Source organism: Streptomyces sp. NPDC048441 (assembly GCF_043200235.1).
Lineage (GTDB): Bacteria > Actinomycetota > Actinomycetes > Streptomycetales > Streptomycetaceae > Streptomyces.
In genome coordinates, this window is record NZ_JBICXM010000006.1 from 36550 (window position 1) to 51521 (window position 14972).

At 69.4% G+C, this 14972-nt stretch carries 15 protein-coding genes; 5 read left to right on the top strand and 10 right to left on the bottom strand.

Features of this window, described 5'->3' with window-relative positions; translation table 11 throughout:
• The first annotated feature begins 107 nt into the window (after window positions 1–107).
• Together ACGFSB_RS16330 and ACGFSB_RS16335 are read left to right on the top strand one after the other, a co-directional pair.
• Window positions 108–656, top strand: coding sequence for a VanZ family protein (locus tag ACGFSB_RS16330; protein WP_393399150.1), 549 nt, complete (start codon window positions 108–110; stop codon window positions 654–656).
• A gap of 113 nt (window positions 657–769) precedes the next feature.
• Window positions 770–973, top strand: a complete 204-nt coding sequence (locus ACGFSB_RS16335) for a PspC domain-containing protein (RefSeq protein ID WP_393399153.1) — start codon at window positions 770–772, stop codon at window positions 971–973.
• A gap of 118 nt (window positions 974–1091) precedes the next feature.
• Here the strand turns inward: ACGFSB_RS16335 and ACGFSB_RS16340 are convergent, their stop codons facing one another.
• Entirely contained in the window at window positions 1092–1454 is a 363-nt protein-coding gene (locus tag ACGFSB_RS16340) for an ATP-binding protein (RefSeq protein ID WP_393399155.1), read from the bottom strand.
• Window positions 1455–1596: 142 nt separating this feature from the next.
• Window positions 1597–2766 carry an adenosine deaminase gene (locus ACGFSB_RS16345; RefSeq protein ID WP_393399158.1) on the bottom strand — a complete coding sequence of 390 codons (1170 nt, stop codon included), beginning with the start codon at window positions 2764–2766 and terminating at the stop codon, window positions 1597–1599.
• A 114-nt stretch (window positions 2767–2880) separates the two neighbouring features.
• Between ACGFSB_RS16345 and ACGFSB_RS16350 the strand changes: the two genes are divergently transcribed.
• Window positions 2881–3648 carry an alpha/beta hydrolase gene (locus ACGFSB_RS16350; protein ID WP_393399160.1) on the top strand — a complete coding sequence of 256 codons (768 nt, stop codon included), beginning with the start codon at window positions 2881–2883 and terminating at the stop codon, window positions 3646–3648.
• Window positions 3649–3659: 11 nt separating this feature from the next.
• Here ACGFSB_RS16350 and ACGFSB_RS16355 read toward each other — a convergent pair whose 3' ends face one another.
• A complete protein-coding gene (locus ACGFSB_RS16355; protein WP_393399162.1) occupies window positions 3660–4658 on the bottom strand; it encodes a LysR family transcriptional regulator in 999 nt (332 codons plus the stop codon).
• A 62-nt stretch (window positions 4659–4720) separates the two neighbouring features.
• Here ACGFSB_RS16355 and ACGFSB_RS16360 point away from each other — a divergent pair, with 62 nt between their 5' ends.
• Window positions 4721–6007 carry an MFS transporter gene (locus ACGFSB_RS16360; protein ID WP_393399165.1) on the top strand — a complete coding sequence of 429 codons (1287 nt, stop codon included), beginning with the start codon at window positions 4721–4723 and terminating at the stop codon, window positions 6005–6007.
• A 150-nt stretch (window positions 6008–6157) separates the two neighbouring features.
• Entirely contained in the window at window positions 6158–7177 is a 1020-nt protein-coding gene (locus ACGFSB_RS16365; protein ID WP_393399167.1) for a sigma-70 family RNA polymerase sigma factor, read from the top strand.
• Here the strand turns inward: ACGFSB_RS16365 and ACGFSB_RS16370 are convergent.
• From ACGFSB_RS16370 to ACGFSB_RS16400, 7 genes are all read right to left on the bottom strand, one after another.
• A complete protein-coding gene (locus ACGFSB_RS16370; protein ID WP_393399169.1) occupies window positions 7061–7465 on the bottom strand; it encodes an STAS domain-containing protein in 405 nt (134 codons plus the stop codon). The two genes, ACGFSB_RS16365 and ACGFSB_RS16370, sit on opposite strands and share 117 nt — an antisense overlap.
• 195 nt (window positions 7466–7660) lie before the next feature.
• Window positions 7661–8938 (bottom strand): thymidine phosphorylase, encoded by a 1278-nt coding sequence (locus tag ACGFSB_RS16375; protein ID WP_393399171.1) that lies wholly within the window; start codon window positions 8936–8938, stop codon window positions 7661–7663.
• A gap of 109 nt (window positions 8939–9047) precedes the next feature.
• Complete coding sequence (locus tag ACGFSB_RS16380; RefSeq protein WP_393399173.1) at window positions 9048–9437, bottom strand: cytidine deaminase; 390 nt, start codon at window positions 9435–9437, stop codon at window positions 9048–9050.
• The gene (locus ACGFSB_RS16385) at window positions 9434–10696 is read right to left on the bottom strand and encodes an ABC transporter permease (protein ID WP_393399176.1); all 1263 of its coding nucleotides are present in this window, start codon (window positions 10694–10696) and stop codon (window positions 9434–9436) included. The genes ACGFSB_RS16380 and ACGFSB_RS16385 overlap by 4 nt, the downstream gene beginning before the upstream one ends.
• Window positions 10693–11838, bottom strand: coding sequence for an ABC transporter permease (locus ACGFSB_RS16390; RefSeq protein ID WP_393399178.1), 1146 nt, complete (start codon window positions 11836–11838; stop codon window positions 10693–10695). Before ACGFSB_RS16390 ends, ACGFSB_RS16385 begins: the two co-directional genes overlap by 4 nt.
• On the bottom strand, window positions 11835–13445 hold the full coding sequence (locus ACGFSB_RS16395) for an ABC transporter ATP-binding protein (RefSeq protein WP_393400134.1): 1611 nt from the start codon (window positions 13443–13445) through the stop codon (window positions 11835–11837). Before ACGFSB_RS16395 ends, ACGFSB_RS16390 begins: the two co-directional genes overlap by 4 nt.
• Window positions 13446–13627: 182 nt before the next feature.
• The gene (locus ACGFSB_RS16400; protein WP_393399180.1) at window positions 13628–14683 is read right to left on the bottom strand and encodes a BMP family protein; all 1056 of its coding nucleotides are present in this window, start codon (window positions 14681–14683) and stop codon (window positions 13628–13630) included.
• Window positions 14684–14972: the final 289 nt, after the last annotated feature.

Below are 14972 nucleotides of genomic sequence, written 5' to 3' on the forward strand. Positions count from 1 at the left end.
CCGCAGGCCTCCCCACCCACGAGCCCGCAGGACGAGATCAAGCCAGCCCCCGCACGGGGGAGGCGCCACGCGGAACCGATCCTGCCGCTGGACGCGTCTAGGGGGACGTGCGTCAAGGCTCGGGCGGCCACGGGGCCGCCATCCGCTTCCGCGCGGCGGGAGGATTCCTCCTCGTCGCGCATCTTCTGCTCGTCGGCTGGTTCACGCTGCGTCCACTGGACGTGCCCTGGGTCAGCGCGGCGAACCTGCAGCCGTTCGCCGGTATCAAGGCGGATCTGGCGCTGGGCCCCATGCAGGCCGCCCGGCAGATAGGCGGCAGCCTGCTGCTCCTGGCCCCGCTCGGTATGCTCCTGCCGCTCGCCGGTGGGAGGGTCCACGTCTCGCCGCTGGGTTCGCTGGTGCGTACGGTCGCCGCGGGAGCACTCCTCTCGCTCGGCATCGAGCTGTTGCAGACCGGGGTCCCAGGACAGGTCGTCGACGTCGACTCGCTGCTCCTGAACACCGTGGGAGTCGCCCTCGCGCACCTGGCCGTGGTGCCCGCCGTCAGGGCCAGGCTCCGCCGCCGTACTGACGTGGAGCATCGCGCGGCCCTCCTGCGGGAGGACACCCTTCAGGGGCCGACCCCGACGATTCCCAGGGTCGGTATCGCTCCGTAGAGCGACGCTTTGCCCGCTTCGTGAACGTAGCTTTGAGTCATCGGGGAAACACCCCCGAACCGGCTACCGCCATACGGCCTACCGCCCTACCGACGGTTCACGAAGGAGCCACCATGACCGCCCTTGCCCGCCCCACGAACGGCCGGATGATCGGCGGAGTGTGCGCCGCCCTGGCCAAGCGCTTCGGCACATCGGCGACCACGATGCGCGTGATCTTCGTGGCCTCGTGCCTTCTTCCGGGACCGCAGTTCCTGCTCTACATCGCACTCTGGGTCCTGCTGCCCACCGAGGGCAGGGCCCGACAGGCGGCCTGGTGACCGCGACCGTGGCCAGCTGACACATACGTACGTACGCCGATGGGGCGCACCCTCGAGAGAGGGTGCGCCCCATCGGCGTACGCGTTCACCCAGGCATACGCGAACGCGAAAGGAAAGATCAGCCGAGCGGCAGCGCATCCGGCGACACCGGCAGCCCCTGCAAGGGAAGGGCGTCGGAGACCGGCAGACCACCGAGCAGACTGGCGACCGGGCCGGCATCGCCGGAGGCGAGCTTGTTCACGGTCGGCTCGGCAGCCTGCACCCCGCTGCCGAGCGCGCTCTGGCTCGCGGCGAGGGCCTCGGGGCCACCCGCGGGGAGGGCCTTGGAGACCTCGTCGAGGGGCAGCGTCGAGGCGGCGGTGCCCAGCGTGTCCGAGGGGTCCGGCACGGACGGGGCGGCGTTCGCGGCACCGGCGCCCGCGACGGCGAAGGCGGCACCGAGAGCGGCGACACCGAGGGTCTTGGCGGCAGACTGCTTCATTGTCAATGGGTCCTTGATGAAGGGGACTTTGAGCGGCCCATGACCGTAAACATGTGAAGGGGCAGTCCGCAAACAGCGAAACAGCAAAAAACACGGCCGGGAATTAATGTTCCCGGCCGTGCCCGCAATGCCTCAATTGCCGCTAAGAACCGACAGAAGCCCTGGTGGAAGCGGTCTGACGGAACAGCCATTCGGACTTCAGCTCGGCATAACCAGGCTTGATCACGTCATTGATCATGGCCAGGCGTTCATCGAAAGGAATGAACGCTGATTTCATCGCATTGACTGTGAACCACTGCATGTCGTCGAGCGTGTAGCCGAACGCATCGACCAGGTGCTCGAATTCGCGGCTCATGCTGGTGCCGGACATCAGACGGTTGTCGGTGTTCACCGTGGCCCGGAAGTGCAGCTTGCGGAGCAGCCCGATGGGGTGCTCGCCGTACGAGGTCGCGGCGCCCGTCTGGAGGTTGGAGCTGGGGCACATCTCCAGGGGGATGCGCTTGTCGCGTACGTAACTGGCGAGGCGGCCGAGCTTCACCGTGCCGTCGTCGGCGACCTGGATGTCGTCGATGATCCGCACGCCGTGGCCGAGCCGGTCGGCACCGCACCACTGGAGGGCCTGCCAGATGGACGGGAGTCCGAAGGCCTCACCGGCGTGGATGGTGAAGTGGTTGTTCTCGCGCTTGAGGTACTCGAAGGCGTCGAGGTGACGGGTGGGCGGGAAGCCCGCCTCCGCGCCCGCGATGTCGAAGCCGACGACGCCGAGATCACGGTAGCGGTTGGCGAGTTCGGCGATCTCCAGGGCACGGGCCGCGTGCCGCATGGCGGTGAGCAGCGCGCCCACGCGGATGCGGTGGCCGCTGGCCTTCGCGCGCCGCTCGCCTTCCCGGAAGCCTTCGTTGACGGCTTCGACGACCTCTTCGAGGGTGAGCCCCTGCTCCAGGTGCTGCTCGGGGGCGTACCGGATCTCGGCGTAGACGACGCCGTCCTCGGCGAGGTCCTCGGCGCACTCGGCGGCCACGCGCTTGAGGGCGTCCTTCGTCTGCATCACCGCGCAGGTGTGGGCGAAGGTCTCCAGATAGCGCGGCAGCGAACCGGAGTCGGCGGCTTCCCTGAACCAGATCCCCAGCTTGTCGGGGTCGGTCTCGGGCAGGCCCTCGTACCCCGTCTCACGGGCGAGGTCGACGATCGTGCCGGGGCGCAGGCCGCCGTCGAGGTGGTCGTGGAGGAGCACCTTCGGGGAGCGGCGGATCTGTTCGGCGCTGGGCGTTTCGCGGTCCGTCTGACCGGCTTTGGTGGTCTGGCTCGTCATCTCGGCACTGTAGCGCCTACGCGCGTAGATCGCAGGGTGGATCTCACGGGTCGATACGTAACAGTGACCCCGCGGACGGGTGGCGTACACCATCGCTTCTGACACTGTTCTGTCATGGCACAGCAAGCGACGCCCGATTCCGCGCGCGCGGCCAGACTCGGGAGAGTGATCGGCACGCGGCCCTCGGCGGTCAGCGGCGCGGTGCTGCTGCTCCCCGGCGGCCACGAGACCTCCGCCCGCAAGCCGTCCCCGTTCGCCGCGACCGCGGTGCGCGCGCTGGGCCGAAGACTCGCCCACGACGGCAGGGCCGAGGGGCTCGCCGTGCACGTCGTGCATTACCGCTGTCGCGGGTGGAACGGTGCGCAGGCGCAGCTGGCTCAGGACGCGACGTGGGCGGCGGACGAGGTCCTACGACTCTACGGAGACGTCTCCGTCTGCCTCGCCGGCATGGACATGGGCGGCCGGGCGGCGCTGCGGTCCGGCGGGCACGATGCCGTCAACTCGGTGCTCGCGATGGCTCCTTGGCTGCCGGAGGACGATGTCGCCGCGCCACCCGAGCCGGTGAAGCAGCTCGCGGGGCGGCGGGTGCTCATCGTGCACGGCACGAACGACGAGCGGACGGATCCCGAGCTTTCGTTCCGGCTCGCGGAGCGGGCGAAGAAGGCGAACCGGGAGGTGTGCCGGTTCGAAGTCCACTCCGACGGTCACCGGTTGCAGCAGCATCAGTCCGAAGTCCAGGCCCTGGCTTCGAACTTCGTCATGGGTTCACTGTTCGGGCAGGCGTACGCGCGCCCCTTGGAGGACGCGTTGGCGGCGCCTCCACCGCTGGGGCTGCGGATGCCGCTCGCTTCGGGCTTCGGGGAGTCGATGAGGCGGGGCTGAGGGGAAGTCGGCTACTCCGGCAGCAGCCGCCCCCTCCGCCCCAGCAAGAACTTCTTGAACGCCGCCACCGGCGGTGTGTCCGGATGGCCGTCCAGCCAGGCCACGCCGATCTCCCGTACCGCCCGCTGCCCCGTCACCGTCAGTTCCACAACTCCCGGGCGCGGCACGGCCGGTGGCGGGAGCAGTGCGACGCCCAGGCCCGCCGCGACCAGGCCCCGCAGCGTCTCCGCCTCCTCCCCCTCGAACGCGATCCGCGGCTTGAAGCCCGCCTCCTGGCAGAGGTCGTCAGTGATGCGGCGGAGGCCGTACCCCGGCTCCAGGGTCACGAAGGCCTCGTCGGCCGCCTCCGCGAGGCGCACCCGCTTCCGCCCCGCGAGGCGGTGATCGTCCGGCACGACGAGGCGGAGCCGCTGCTCGTCGAGGCGGCGGGCCACGAGGTCCGGCGCGTCCGGCACGGGCGAGGTGAGACAGAGGTCGAGCTCCCCCGCCCGCAGCCGCTCGATCATCGCCTCCCCGTAGTTCTGTACGAGGCTGAAGCGGACCCGGGGATGGTCGGCCCGGAAGGCGCGGATCAGGCCGGGCACGGTCTCCGACCCCATCGTGTGGAGGAACCCGAAGGCCACCTTGCCCGATGCCGGGTCCGCGTCCGCCCGTACGGACTCCGCGGCCCGCTCCACCTCGCCGAGCGCCCGCTCGACGGAGGCGAGGAACGTACGGCCGGCGGGGGTCAGGGACACCGTGCGGCCGTGCCGCGCGAACAGATCGACCCCCAGGTCCTGTTCGAGGCGTACCAGCGCACGCGAAAGGGTCGACTGCGGCACCTGCATCTCCTGCGCGGCCCGCGTCACATGCTCCGTGCGCGCGACCCCGGCGAAGTAGGCGAGCCGCGGCGAGAGGAGGGCCGACCAGGACCCGGGGGTCAGCTCGGCCGGCAACGACACACCCGCGCCGATGTCTCCTACGTAACTGCTCTGCGACAGACGCCGCTCTGAACTGCGCTCATGCACCATGGGAACGATTATGGCCAATCCATGCATTGGACGGATGAGTCATGTGTGCCTACGTTCGACACATGCCTCCTGCCAGTAGCGGGGCGTCCGCCACCACCCACGCGGTCGCCCTTCCCCCGTCCCCCACCGAAGCCGACTCCCGGCTCACCCCCGGCGGCCCCGGCTACCGCCGGATGAGCTTCGCCCTCTTCCTCGCGGGTGTCGCGACCTTCGCCCTCCTCTACTCCACGCAGGCGCTGCTCCCCCTCGTCTCCGCCGACTTCGGCGTCAGCGCGAGCTCGGCGAGCTGGACGGTATCGGCCGCCACGGGCGCGCTCGCCCTCTTCGTACTGCCCCTGAGCGCACTCAGCGAGCGGTTCGGGCGGCGGACGCTGATGACGGTCTCGCTGACCGTCGCGGTGGTCGTGGGCCTCCTGGTCCCCTTCGCGCCCTCCATCGGCGCGCTCATCGCGCTGCGCGCCGTGCAGGGCGCGGCGCTCGCAGGTCTTCCGGCGTCCGCGATGGCCTTCCTCGCGGAGGAGGTCAGGCCCAAGGCGCTGGTCGCCGCGATCGGCATGTTCGTGGCGGGGAATTCGATCGGCGGCATGAGCGGGCGCATCATCACCGGCTGGGTCGCGCAGGCCTGGGGCTGGCGCGTGGCGGTCGGCGTGGTGAGTGTGGTGGCGGTCCTGTGCGCCCTCGCCTTCCGCGCACTGCTGCCCGCGCCGCGCCACTTCACGCCGGGCTCCCTCAATCCCAAGGCCCTCGGCAGGACCATCCGCACCCACCTCTCCAACCCGCTCCTCTGCCGCCTGTACGCGATCGGGGCGCTGTTCATGACCGTGTTCGGCGCGGTCTACACGGTGATCGGCTACCGCCTCACCGAGGCGCCCTTCTCGCTCCCGCAGGGCATCATCGGCTCGATCTTCCTGGTCTATCTGGTCGGTACGGTCTCTTCGGCCGCCGCGGGGAAGCTGGTGACGCGGCTCGGCAGGCGCGGCGCGCTGTACCTGGCGGTGAGCACGACGGCGGGCGGGCTGCTGCTCTCCCTCGCCGACTCGCTGGTCATGGTGCTGCTCGGGCTCGTCCTGATCACCGCGGGCTTCTTCGCGGGACACGCCGTCGCCTCCTCCTCCGTGAGCCGTACGGCCACCACAGGGCGGGCGCAGGCTTCGGCGCTCTACCAGTCCGCGTACTACCTGGGCTCGAGCGCGGGCGGCACGCTCGGCGCGGTCGCCTTCCACGCGGGGGGCTGGGCAGGGACGGTGGGCCTGGGGCTTCTCGCGGTGACCGGCGTCGTGTCCATCACCTTCTGGGGATCGCACGCGGCGCGGACACAGCAGCGGCGGGGGCTCGCGGCGGCGCACTGAGCTACTGGCGCACGGAGCTACTGGCGCACTGAGCTCCTACTGACAACCCCTCCCGTCTGCGGGTTTTCGCACTCCGGGGGCCGTTGTCAGTGGGCTGCGGTAGCTTCCGAGGTGCTGGGAATTTCGTGGCAGCCGCAGGGGTGGGTTGGAATGACGGACATCGCAGGTACGACGTCGGAGCTGGACGTCACGCTGGAGAAGCACCGGGTCGAGCTGACCGGGTACTGCTATCGCATGTTGGGCTCGGCCTTCGAGGCGGAGGACGCGGTGCAGGACACGATGGTGCGGGCCTGGCGCAGCTTCGAGAAGTTCGAGGGCCGCTCCAGTCTGAGGTCGTGGTTGTACCGCATCGCGACGAACGTCTGCCTCGACATGCTGAACGCGGGCAACCGCCGGGCCCGCCCCATGGACCTGACCGCGGCGGCACCGCTGGCCCAGGCCGCGCTCACACCGCGGCCGGACAACGTGTGGCTCGAGCCGATGCCGGACGCGCGCGTACTGCCGTCCATCAGCGACCCCGCGGAGGCCGCCGTGGCGAAGGAGTCGGTGCGGCTCGCGTTCGTCGCGGCCCTTCAGCAACTGCCGCCCAAGCAGCGGGCGGTGCTCATCCTGCGCGAGGTCCTCGCCTGGAAGGCCAGCGAGGCGGCCGAGCTCCTCGACACCTCGGTGGCCTCCGTCAACAGTGCGTTGCAGCGGGCGCGGGCGACGCTGGCCGAGGGGCCTGCGGACGACACAGCCGTCTCCAATCCGCTGGACGAGGAGCAGCAGAAGCTGCTGGAGCGCTATGTCGCGGCCTTCGAGGGCTATGACATGGCGGCGCTGACGGCTCTTCTGCACGAAGACGCCATCATGACGATGCCCCCGTTCGACCTGTGGCTGCGGGGCACCGCCGACATCACCGGCTTCATGTCGACCATCGGCGCCTCCTGCGCCGACAGCCGCCTGTTCCCGGTCGACGTCAACGGCACGCCGGGCTTCGCCCACTACAAGCCCGACCCGGAAAAGGGCGGGTTCACGCCGTGGGCGGTTCAGGTCATCGAGATCTCAGGCAGCTCAGGCGAGGGGCGGATCGCGGGCTTCCACTGCTTCCTGGACACACCCCGGTGGTTCCCGCTGTTCGGCCTGCCGGCCCACCTCGACCTCAATGGGGAGCCCGACGAGGTCGAGTAGCTCGCGCAGATCCGGGGCTGCATTCCGCAGCCGGATCCGGCCGCCTGCGCGGCGGGCGGTGAGTTGGAGTCTGGCGAGGGCGTCTATCGCGGCGAGGACGGGCGGGCCGAGGCCTGCCACGTCGCATACGAGGACGTCGCCATCTGCCTCTGCCGCTTGCAGCGCGGCGCGGGCTGCTTCGCAGAGGTGGCGCGTGGTCTCGTGGTCGAGGGTTCCGGTGAGGATCAGGTCTGGGGGCGTCGTCTTTGGGGTCATGTGGGGATGACTGGGCTGGGCACCGGAACTCATCGGTAGGTTCGCCTGCGGCGGGCTTTTTCCCCAACCCCGCCCCTTCCCGAAAACCCGCTGGCGCGGGGGCCTTGCCTGCCGTCATCACCGGCTTCGCCGAGTTCGTCCTCAAACGCCGGACAGGCTGGATGTATCCAGCCCGTCCGGCGTTTGAGGACATCTTGTACGGGGGTCCAGGGGGCGAAGCCCCTTCCCCTACGCGATGCGGTCCAGGACGATCGGCGCAGCCGAGAACTCCGTACCCTCGGTGGCGATGTCGAAGGACCCCGCCACCGACTCCAGTGCGTACTGGAACCGCTCCGGAGTATCCGTGTGCAGAGTCATCAACGGCTCCCCCGCGCGGACCTGAGCGCCCGGCTTGGCGTGGAGCTCCACCCCCGCCCCCGCCTGCACCACGTCCTCCTTACGCGCACGCCCCGCGCCAAGCCGCCACGCGGCGACACCGACGTCGTACGCGTCGAGGCGAGTAAGCACACCCGACGACGGCGCGGTGACGACATGGGTCTCGCGGGCAACGGGAAGCGCCGCATCAGGGTCGCCCCCCTGGGCAGCGATCATCCGGCGCCAAGCATCCATCGCCGACCCGTCGGCCAGCGCCTTCGCCGGGTCGACGTCCTTCAGGCCCGCCGCGTCCAGCATCTCCCGCGCCAGGGCGAGGGTCAGCTCGACCACGTCGGAGGGGCCGCCCCCGGCGAGGACCTCGACCGACTCGCGGACCTCGAGCGCGTTGCCCGCCGTCAGGCCGAGCGGCGTGGACATGTCCGTGAGCAGCGCCACCGTGCGTACGCCGTGGTCCGTCCCGAGACCCACCATCGTGGAGGCAAGTTCACGCGCGTCCTCCAGCGTCTTCATGAAGGCGCCCGTGCCGACCTTCACGTCGAGGACCAGCGAGCCCGTGCCCTCGGCGATCTTCTTCGACATGATCGAGGAGGCGATGAGCGGGATGGCCTCCACCGTGCCCGTCACGTCCCGCAGCGCGTACAGCTTCTTGTCCGCCGGGGCGAGGCCGTCGCCCGCCGCGCAGATGACCGAGCCGACACCGTCAAGGACCGACAGCATCTCCTCGTTCGAGAGCAGCGCGCGCCAGCCCGGGATCGACTCCAGCTTGTCCAGCGTGCCGCCGGTGTGGCCGAGGCCCCGGCCCGACAGCTGCGGAACCGCGGCTCCGCACGCCGCGACCAGCGGCGCGAGCGGCAGCGTGATCTTGTCGCCGACGCCGCCCGTGGAGTGCTTGTCGGCGGTCGGGCGGGAGAGGGACGAGAAGTCCATGCGCTCGCCGCTGGCGATCATCGCGGCAGTCCAGCGGGCGATCTCACCGCGGTTCATGCCGTTCAGCAAGATCGCCATCGCGAGGGCCGACATCTGCTCGTCGGCGACCACGCCGCGCGTGTAGGCGTCGATGACCCAGTCGATCTGCTCATCGCTCAGCTCGCCGCGGTCCCGCTTCGTCCGGATGACAGAGATGACGTCCATGGCATAACCCCTCTTTGTACCTAAAACGGTGAGCTCGACTCTACGCGCATAGAGCCCTGAGATGAAGGCGGCCCCCGCCCGTCACGGAGCAACAGGCAGGGGCCGTACGTCAGTTGAGATGCTGCGGACCGAACGCGTCCGGCAGCATGTCCCCCAGCGTCCGGATGCCCGACGCGGTCTCGAGCAACAGGGCCCCGCCCCCGAACTCGTACAGCAGCTGGCGGCAGCGGCCGCACGGCATCAGGATCTCGCCCTTGCCGTCCACGCACGTGAAGTGCGTCAGTCGGCCGCCCCCGGTCAGCTGGAGCTGGGAGACGAGGCCGCACTCGGCGCACAGCCCGAGGCCGTACGACGCGTTCTCCACGTTGCAGCCCGATACCGTGCGGCCGTCGTCCACGAGGGCCGCGGCACCGACCGGGAAGCCTGAGTAGGGGGCGTACGCACGGGACATGGCCTCGCGCGCAGCATCCCGCAGCGCGTCCCAGTCGGTATCGGTCACGTTCCTTGACCCTTTCGGTAGGGCTGGCCGTTCGCCTTCGGCATCCGGAGCCGCTGGGCGGAGAGCGAGAGCACGAGCAGCGTGACGACGTACGGCGTCGCGGTGACGACCTGGTTGGGGACCTCGTCGGTCAAGCCGTACCACGCGAACATCAGCGCCGAGACGGCCGCGGTGATCACCGCGGGCACGTAACGCTTGCGCCATACGAGGTAGATCGCGCCGATGACCAGCAGGATCGCGAGGAGCAGCAGCAGCGCGTGGACGTTCGTGCCGCCGCCCCGGAGCTTCAGGCTGTCGGTGTAACCGAACAGACCGGCACCGAGCGCGAGGCCGCCCGGCATCCAGTTGCCGAAGATCATGGCGGCGAGGCCGATGTAGCCGCGCCCGCCGGTCTGGCCCTCGAGGTAGATGTTCGACCCGACGAGGGACAGGAACGCGCCGCCGAGGCCCGCGAGGCCACCGGAGATGATCACCGCGAGGTACTTGTACTTGTAGACGTTGACGCCGAGCGACTCCGCCGCGACCGGGTTCTCGCCACAGGAACGCAGGCGCAGACCGAACGACGTACGCCACAGGACCCACCAGCTCAGCGGCACCATCGCGACCGCGATGACGGTGAGCGGGGAGAGGTCGGTGAACAGGCCGCCGAGCAGGCCCGCGAGGTCCGAGACGAGGAACCAGTGTTTCTCGTTCAGATCCTGCAGCCAGTCGGAGAGCCCTGGGACGGAGAAGCTGCCCAGCGAGTCGACGGGCGGCGACTGCTTCGACGTACCGCCTTCCTTGCCCTCGAAGGCGAAGGTGGAGAGGTAGCGAGTGGCGCCCAGGGCAAGGATGTTGAGGGCCACACCGGAGACGATGTGGTTGACGTTGAAGGTGACCGTGACGATCGCGTGCAGCAGTCCGCCGAGCGCGCCGCCGAGTATGCCGAAGATGATGCCGACCCACGGGCCCCACTGGTAACCGGCGAACGCGCCGAACCAGGTGCCGAGGATCAACATGCCTTCGAGGCCGATGTTGACGACGCCCGCGCGCTCGGCCCACAGGCCGCCGAGGCCCGCGAGGCCGATCGGCACGGCGAGGCGCAGGGCCGTGGACATCTGCCCTGTGGAGGTGATGCCGTCCGCGTCGGTGATCAGGCGGACCACCGACGTCAGGACGAGGACGCCCGCGATGACGAGCAGCAGGACGGGGAGCGTGATGCGGCGGCGGCCCGGCGCGGGCTGCTTGGCCGGGGGCTTGGCTACGGTTGCCGAGCTCATCGGGCAGCCACCTCCTTCACTGTGTCGTTGTTGCCGTTGCCCTTGCCCTTGGCGCGGGCTGCCGCGGCCAGTTCCTCGCCGACGCGCTGCTGCTGGCGACGGAGCCCCCAGCGGCGTACGGCCTCGTACGAGACGACGACCGCGATCACGATGAGGCCCTGCATGATCACCGCGATCTCCTTGTCGTACGCGACCGGCGTCGCGTAGTCGAGAGCGGGCGACGCCTTGTCGAGGAAGGCGACGAGCAGGGCGGCGAAGGCGATGCCGACCGGGTTGTTGCGGCCGAGCAGGGCGATGGTGATGCCGGTGAAGCCGAGTCCGGTGGGGAAGCTGAGGCTGTAGGTGTGGACGTCGCCGAGCAGGATCGGCATCCCCGCGAGGCCCGCGACCGCGCCGGAGATCAGCATCGCGCTGAGCACCATGCGCTTGGCGTTCACACCGCTGGCCGCGGCGGCCGACTCGGAGGCGCCGGTGGCGCGCAGGTCGAAGCCGAAGCGGGTGCGGTTGAGGATCAGCCAGTACAGGACGCCCGCGAGCGCGGCGATGACGACGAAGCCGTAGATCTCGCCGGACTCGCCCATGCTGATGCCGGGGAACCAGCCGGACTTGGACATCACGCCGGTGGTCTGGTTGTTGCCGACCGGGACGCCGAAGTTCTCGGTGAGGGTCAGATAGCCGATGACGCTCGTCGCGATCGCGTTGAGCATGATCGTCGCGACGACCTCGCTGACCCCGCGGGTGGTCTTGAGGATGCCCGCGATACCGGCCCAGAAGGCGCCGGTGAGCATGGCGACCAGGATCAGGAGCGGGATCTGGAGGGGGGCGGGCAGTGCGACGTGCGCACCGACGACCGCCGTCGCCATCGCGGCGAGGCGGTACTGGCCGTCCACACCGATGTTGAAGAGGTTCATCCGGAAGCCGACGGCGACCGCGAGGGCGGCCAGGTAGTACATGCCGGCCTGATTGATGATCAGGACCTGGATGTCGGAGAAGGTGGCCTGCTCGAACATCAGGGTGTACGGCTCGATCGGGCTCTTGCCCGAAGCGAGCAGGACGACCGAGGTCAGCGCCACGGCCGCGATGAGGGCGATGACCGGTCCGGCCACCGCGAGGAGCACGCGCTCCTTGTCGAACTTCTTCATCGGGCCTCGTCCTCCGGGGCTTCGCGGCCTTCTTCTACGTGTTCGAGGTGGCCCGAGGCCGCGCCGGTCATCGCCGAACCGAGCTCCTCCGGCGTGATGGTGGCCGGGTCGGCGTCGGCGACGAGCCGCCCGCGGTAGATCACGCGGAGGGTGTCGGAGAGGCCGATCAGCTCGTCCAGGTCCGCGGAGATGAGCAGGACGGCGAGTCCCTCGCGCCGTGCCTCGCGGATCTGGTCCCAGATCTGGGCCTGCGCGCCGACGTCCACACCACGGGTGGGGTGGGCGGCGATCAGGAAGCGGGGCTTGTGGCTCATCTCGCGGCCGACGATCAGCTTCTGCTGGTTGCCGCCGGAGAGGGACGCGGCCGTCACGTCGATGCCGGGGGTGCGGACGTCGTACGCCTCGACGATGCGCCGGGTGTCTTCCTGGGCGCCCTTGATGTCGAGCCAGTAGCCGCCCTTGCCACGGGAGTTGGGCTTCTCGGTGACGTGACCGAGGATGCGGTTCTCCCAGAGCGGCGACTCCAGGAGGAGGCCGTGGCGGTGGCGGTCCTCGGGGATGTACCCGATGCCGTCCTCGCGCCGCTTGCGGGTGGGCTGCGCGGTGATGTCGTCGCCCGCCATGCGGATGACGCCGGAGTCGGCGCCCTTGAGGCCGATGAGCGCGTCGATCAGCTCGGTCTGGCCGTTGCCCTCGACGCCCGCGAGGCCGAGGACTTCGCCCTCGTGGATGGTGAAGGAGATGTCGTCGAGGAGAGCGCGGCCGGACTCACCGTCGGCGAGGAGCTTGAGCTCCTTGACCTCGATCATCGCGCGGTCGGTGACCGTCGACTCGGCCGTCTCCGGTGTGGGCAGCTCGCTGCCGACCATCAGCTCGGCGAGCTGGCGCGGCGTCGTCTCCGACGGGATCGCCGTGCCGACGGTCGTGCCGCGCCGGATGACGGTGATGTCGTCGGCGACGGACAGGACTTCGCCCAGCTTGTGGGAGATGAAGATGACGGACAGGCCCTCGGACTTCAGCTCGCGCAGGTTGTCGAAGAGCGCGTCGACCTCCTGCGGTACGAGTACGGCCGTGGGCTCGTCCAGGATGAGCGTGGTGGCGCCGCGGTAGAGGACCTTGAGGATCTCTACGCGCTGCCGGTCGGCGACGCCGAGGTCCTCGACCATCGCGTCGGGGCGCACCCCGAGGCCGTACCGCTCGGATATCTCCACGGTCTTGCGGCGGGCCGCGCCGCCGATGCCGTGCAGCTTCTCGCTGCCGAGAACGATGTTCTCCAGGACGGTCAGCTGGTCGGCCAGCATGAAGTGCTGGTGCACCATGCCGATGCCGCGCGCGATGGCGTCGGCGGGGCTGGCGAAGGTGACCTGGGTGCCGTCGACCGAGATGGTGCCCTCGTCCGGCTTCTGCATACCGTAGAGGATCTTCATCAGGGTCGACTTGCCCGCGCCGTTCTCACCGACGAGGGCGTGCACGGTGCCCTTGCGGACACTCAGGGCGATGTCATGGTTGGCCACGACGCCCGGGAAACGCTTGGTGATGCCGGTGAGTTCCACGGCAACGGCCTGGGCGGTGGTCTTGTCCTTGTCGGGGTGGGTGGACGCGTCGATGGCGCACTCTCCTCGGGAATCCTCAGGAAAGGGGCCACCTACGCGCGTAGCGCCCCTGGTTCGACGGGAGTTGGGCAGTGGGCCGCGCGAACGGGGCGCGGGGGAACCATCGTCCCCCACACCCCGTTCCGCGGCCGTGACTTCGCGGTTACAGCGCGGTCCTGGTCACCGCGCCGTCCGGTTCACAGTGTGGTCTTGACCTTGATCTTGCCGCTGACGATGCCCTCTTCGGCCTTCTTCACGGCGGCCTTGAGGTCCTTCATCTTCTGGTACTCGGGGTTCGAGTCGGCGAGCGCGACGCCGCCGGACTTCAGGTCCGCACGGACCACGCCACCCTTGGCGTTGCCATCCTGGACCGACTTGGTCAGGTTGTACACCGCTCCGGCGACGTCCTTGGTCGCCGAAGTGAGGATGTACTTCTTGTACTTGGCGAGCGCCTTCTGCTTGTACTGGTCGGAGTCGACGCCGATCACCCAGATCTTCTCGGCGGCGGCTGCCTCGATGACGCCCTGACCGGAGAGACCGGCCGCGTGGTAGACCACGTCCGCGCCGCCCTCGATCTGGCCGTTGGCCGTTTCCTTGCCCTTGTCGGGGCTGGAGAAGCCGCCGTCCTCGGCCTTCTCGGTGACCATCTGGCGCTGGATCTTGATCGACTTGTCGGTGTCCTTGACGCCCTGGACGAAGCCGGCCTCGAACTTGCGGATCAGGATGTTGTTCACGCCGCCGATGAAGCCGACGCTCTTCTTCTTGCTGGCCTTGGCCGCGGCGACGCCCGCCAGGTACGAGGACTGCTCCTCGTTGAAGACCAGGTCGGAGACGTTGTCCGCCTTGATGGTGGCGTCGTCGACGATGCCGAAGCTGACCTTCGGGAACTTCGCGGCGACTTCCTTCACGGCGGGCGCGTAGGCGTAGCCAATGCCGATCACCGGGTTGTAGCCCTGCTTGGCCAGCTCGGTGAGGCGCTGGGCCTTGTCGGCGTCGGACTCGCCGTCCGTCGGCTCGACGGCCTTCTTGCCGATCTTCAGGTCCTTGGCGGCTTTGTCCATACCGGCGGTCGCGGCATCGTTGAAGGACTGATCGCCCTTGCCACCGACGTCGTACGCGATGGCGACGCCCTTGCCCTTGCCGTCGCTCTTGGAACCGGCGGCATCGCTGGACGTGCCACCGCAGGCGGTGGCGGAGACGGCGAGTGCGGCGGTCGCAATGCCCGCTGCGGCTATTCGGGAAACCCGGCGCATAGAGAGGAACTCCTTATGTACAAGCAAGCACAAGCACGTACGAGCGCCTCACCTGGCGCTGATTTCGCCGCAGCGTAACGCGCGTAGACCTGACATAAGAACCCTTCTGTCCGCTCCGTTATCGAGCTGTGGCCGCGGGGTTGCGGGAGCATGTACGCGGTGTGGGGCGCCCCCCCCCCGGCGGGGGGCCCCCCCCCCCCCCGGTCCGGTTACGGAACCGTCTTGACCGTGGCCGTTACGTCAACAATGTCCGTGTTGGCCGTCTCCACGGCGGCGACGCCCTGCTTCA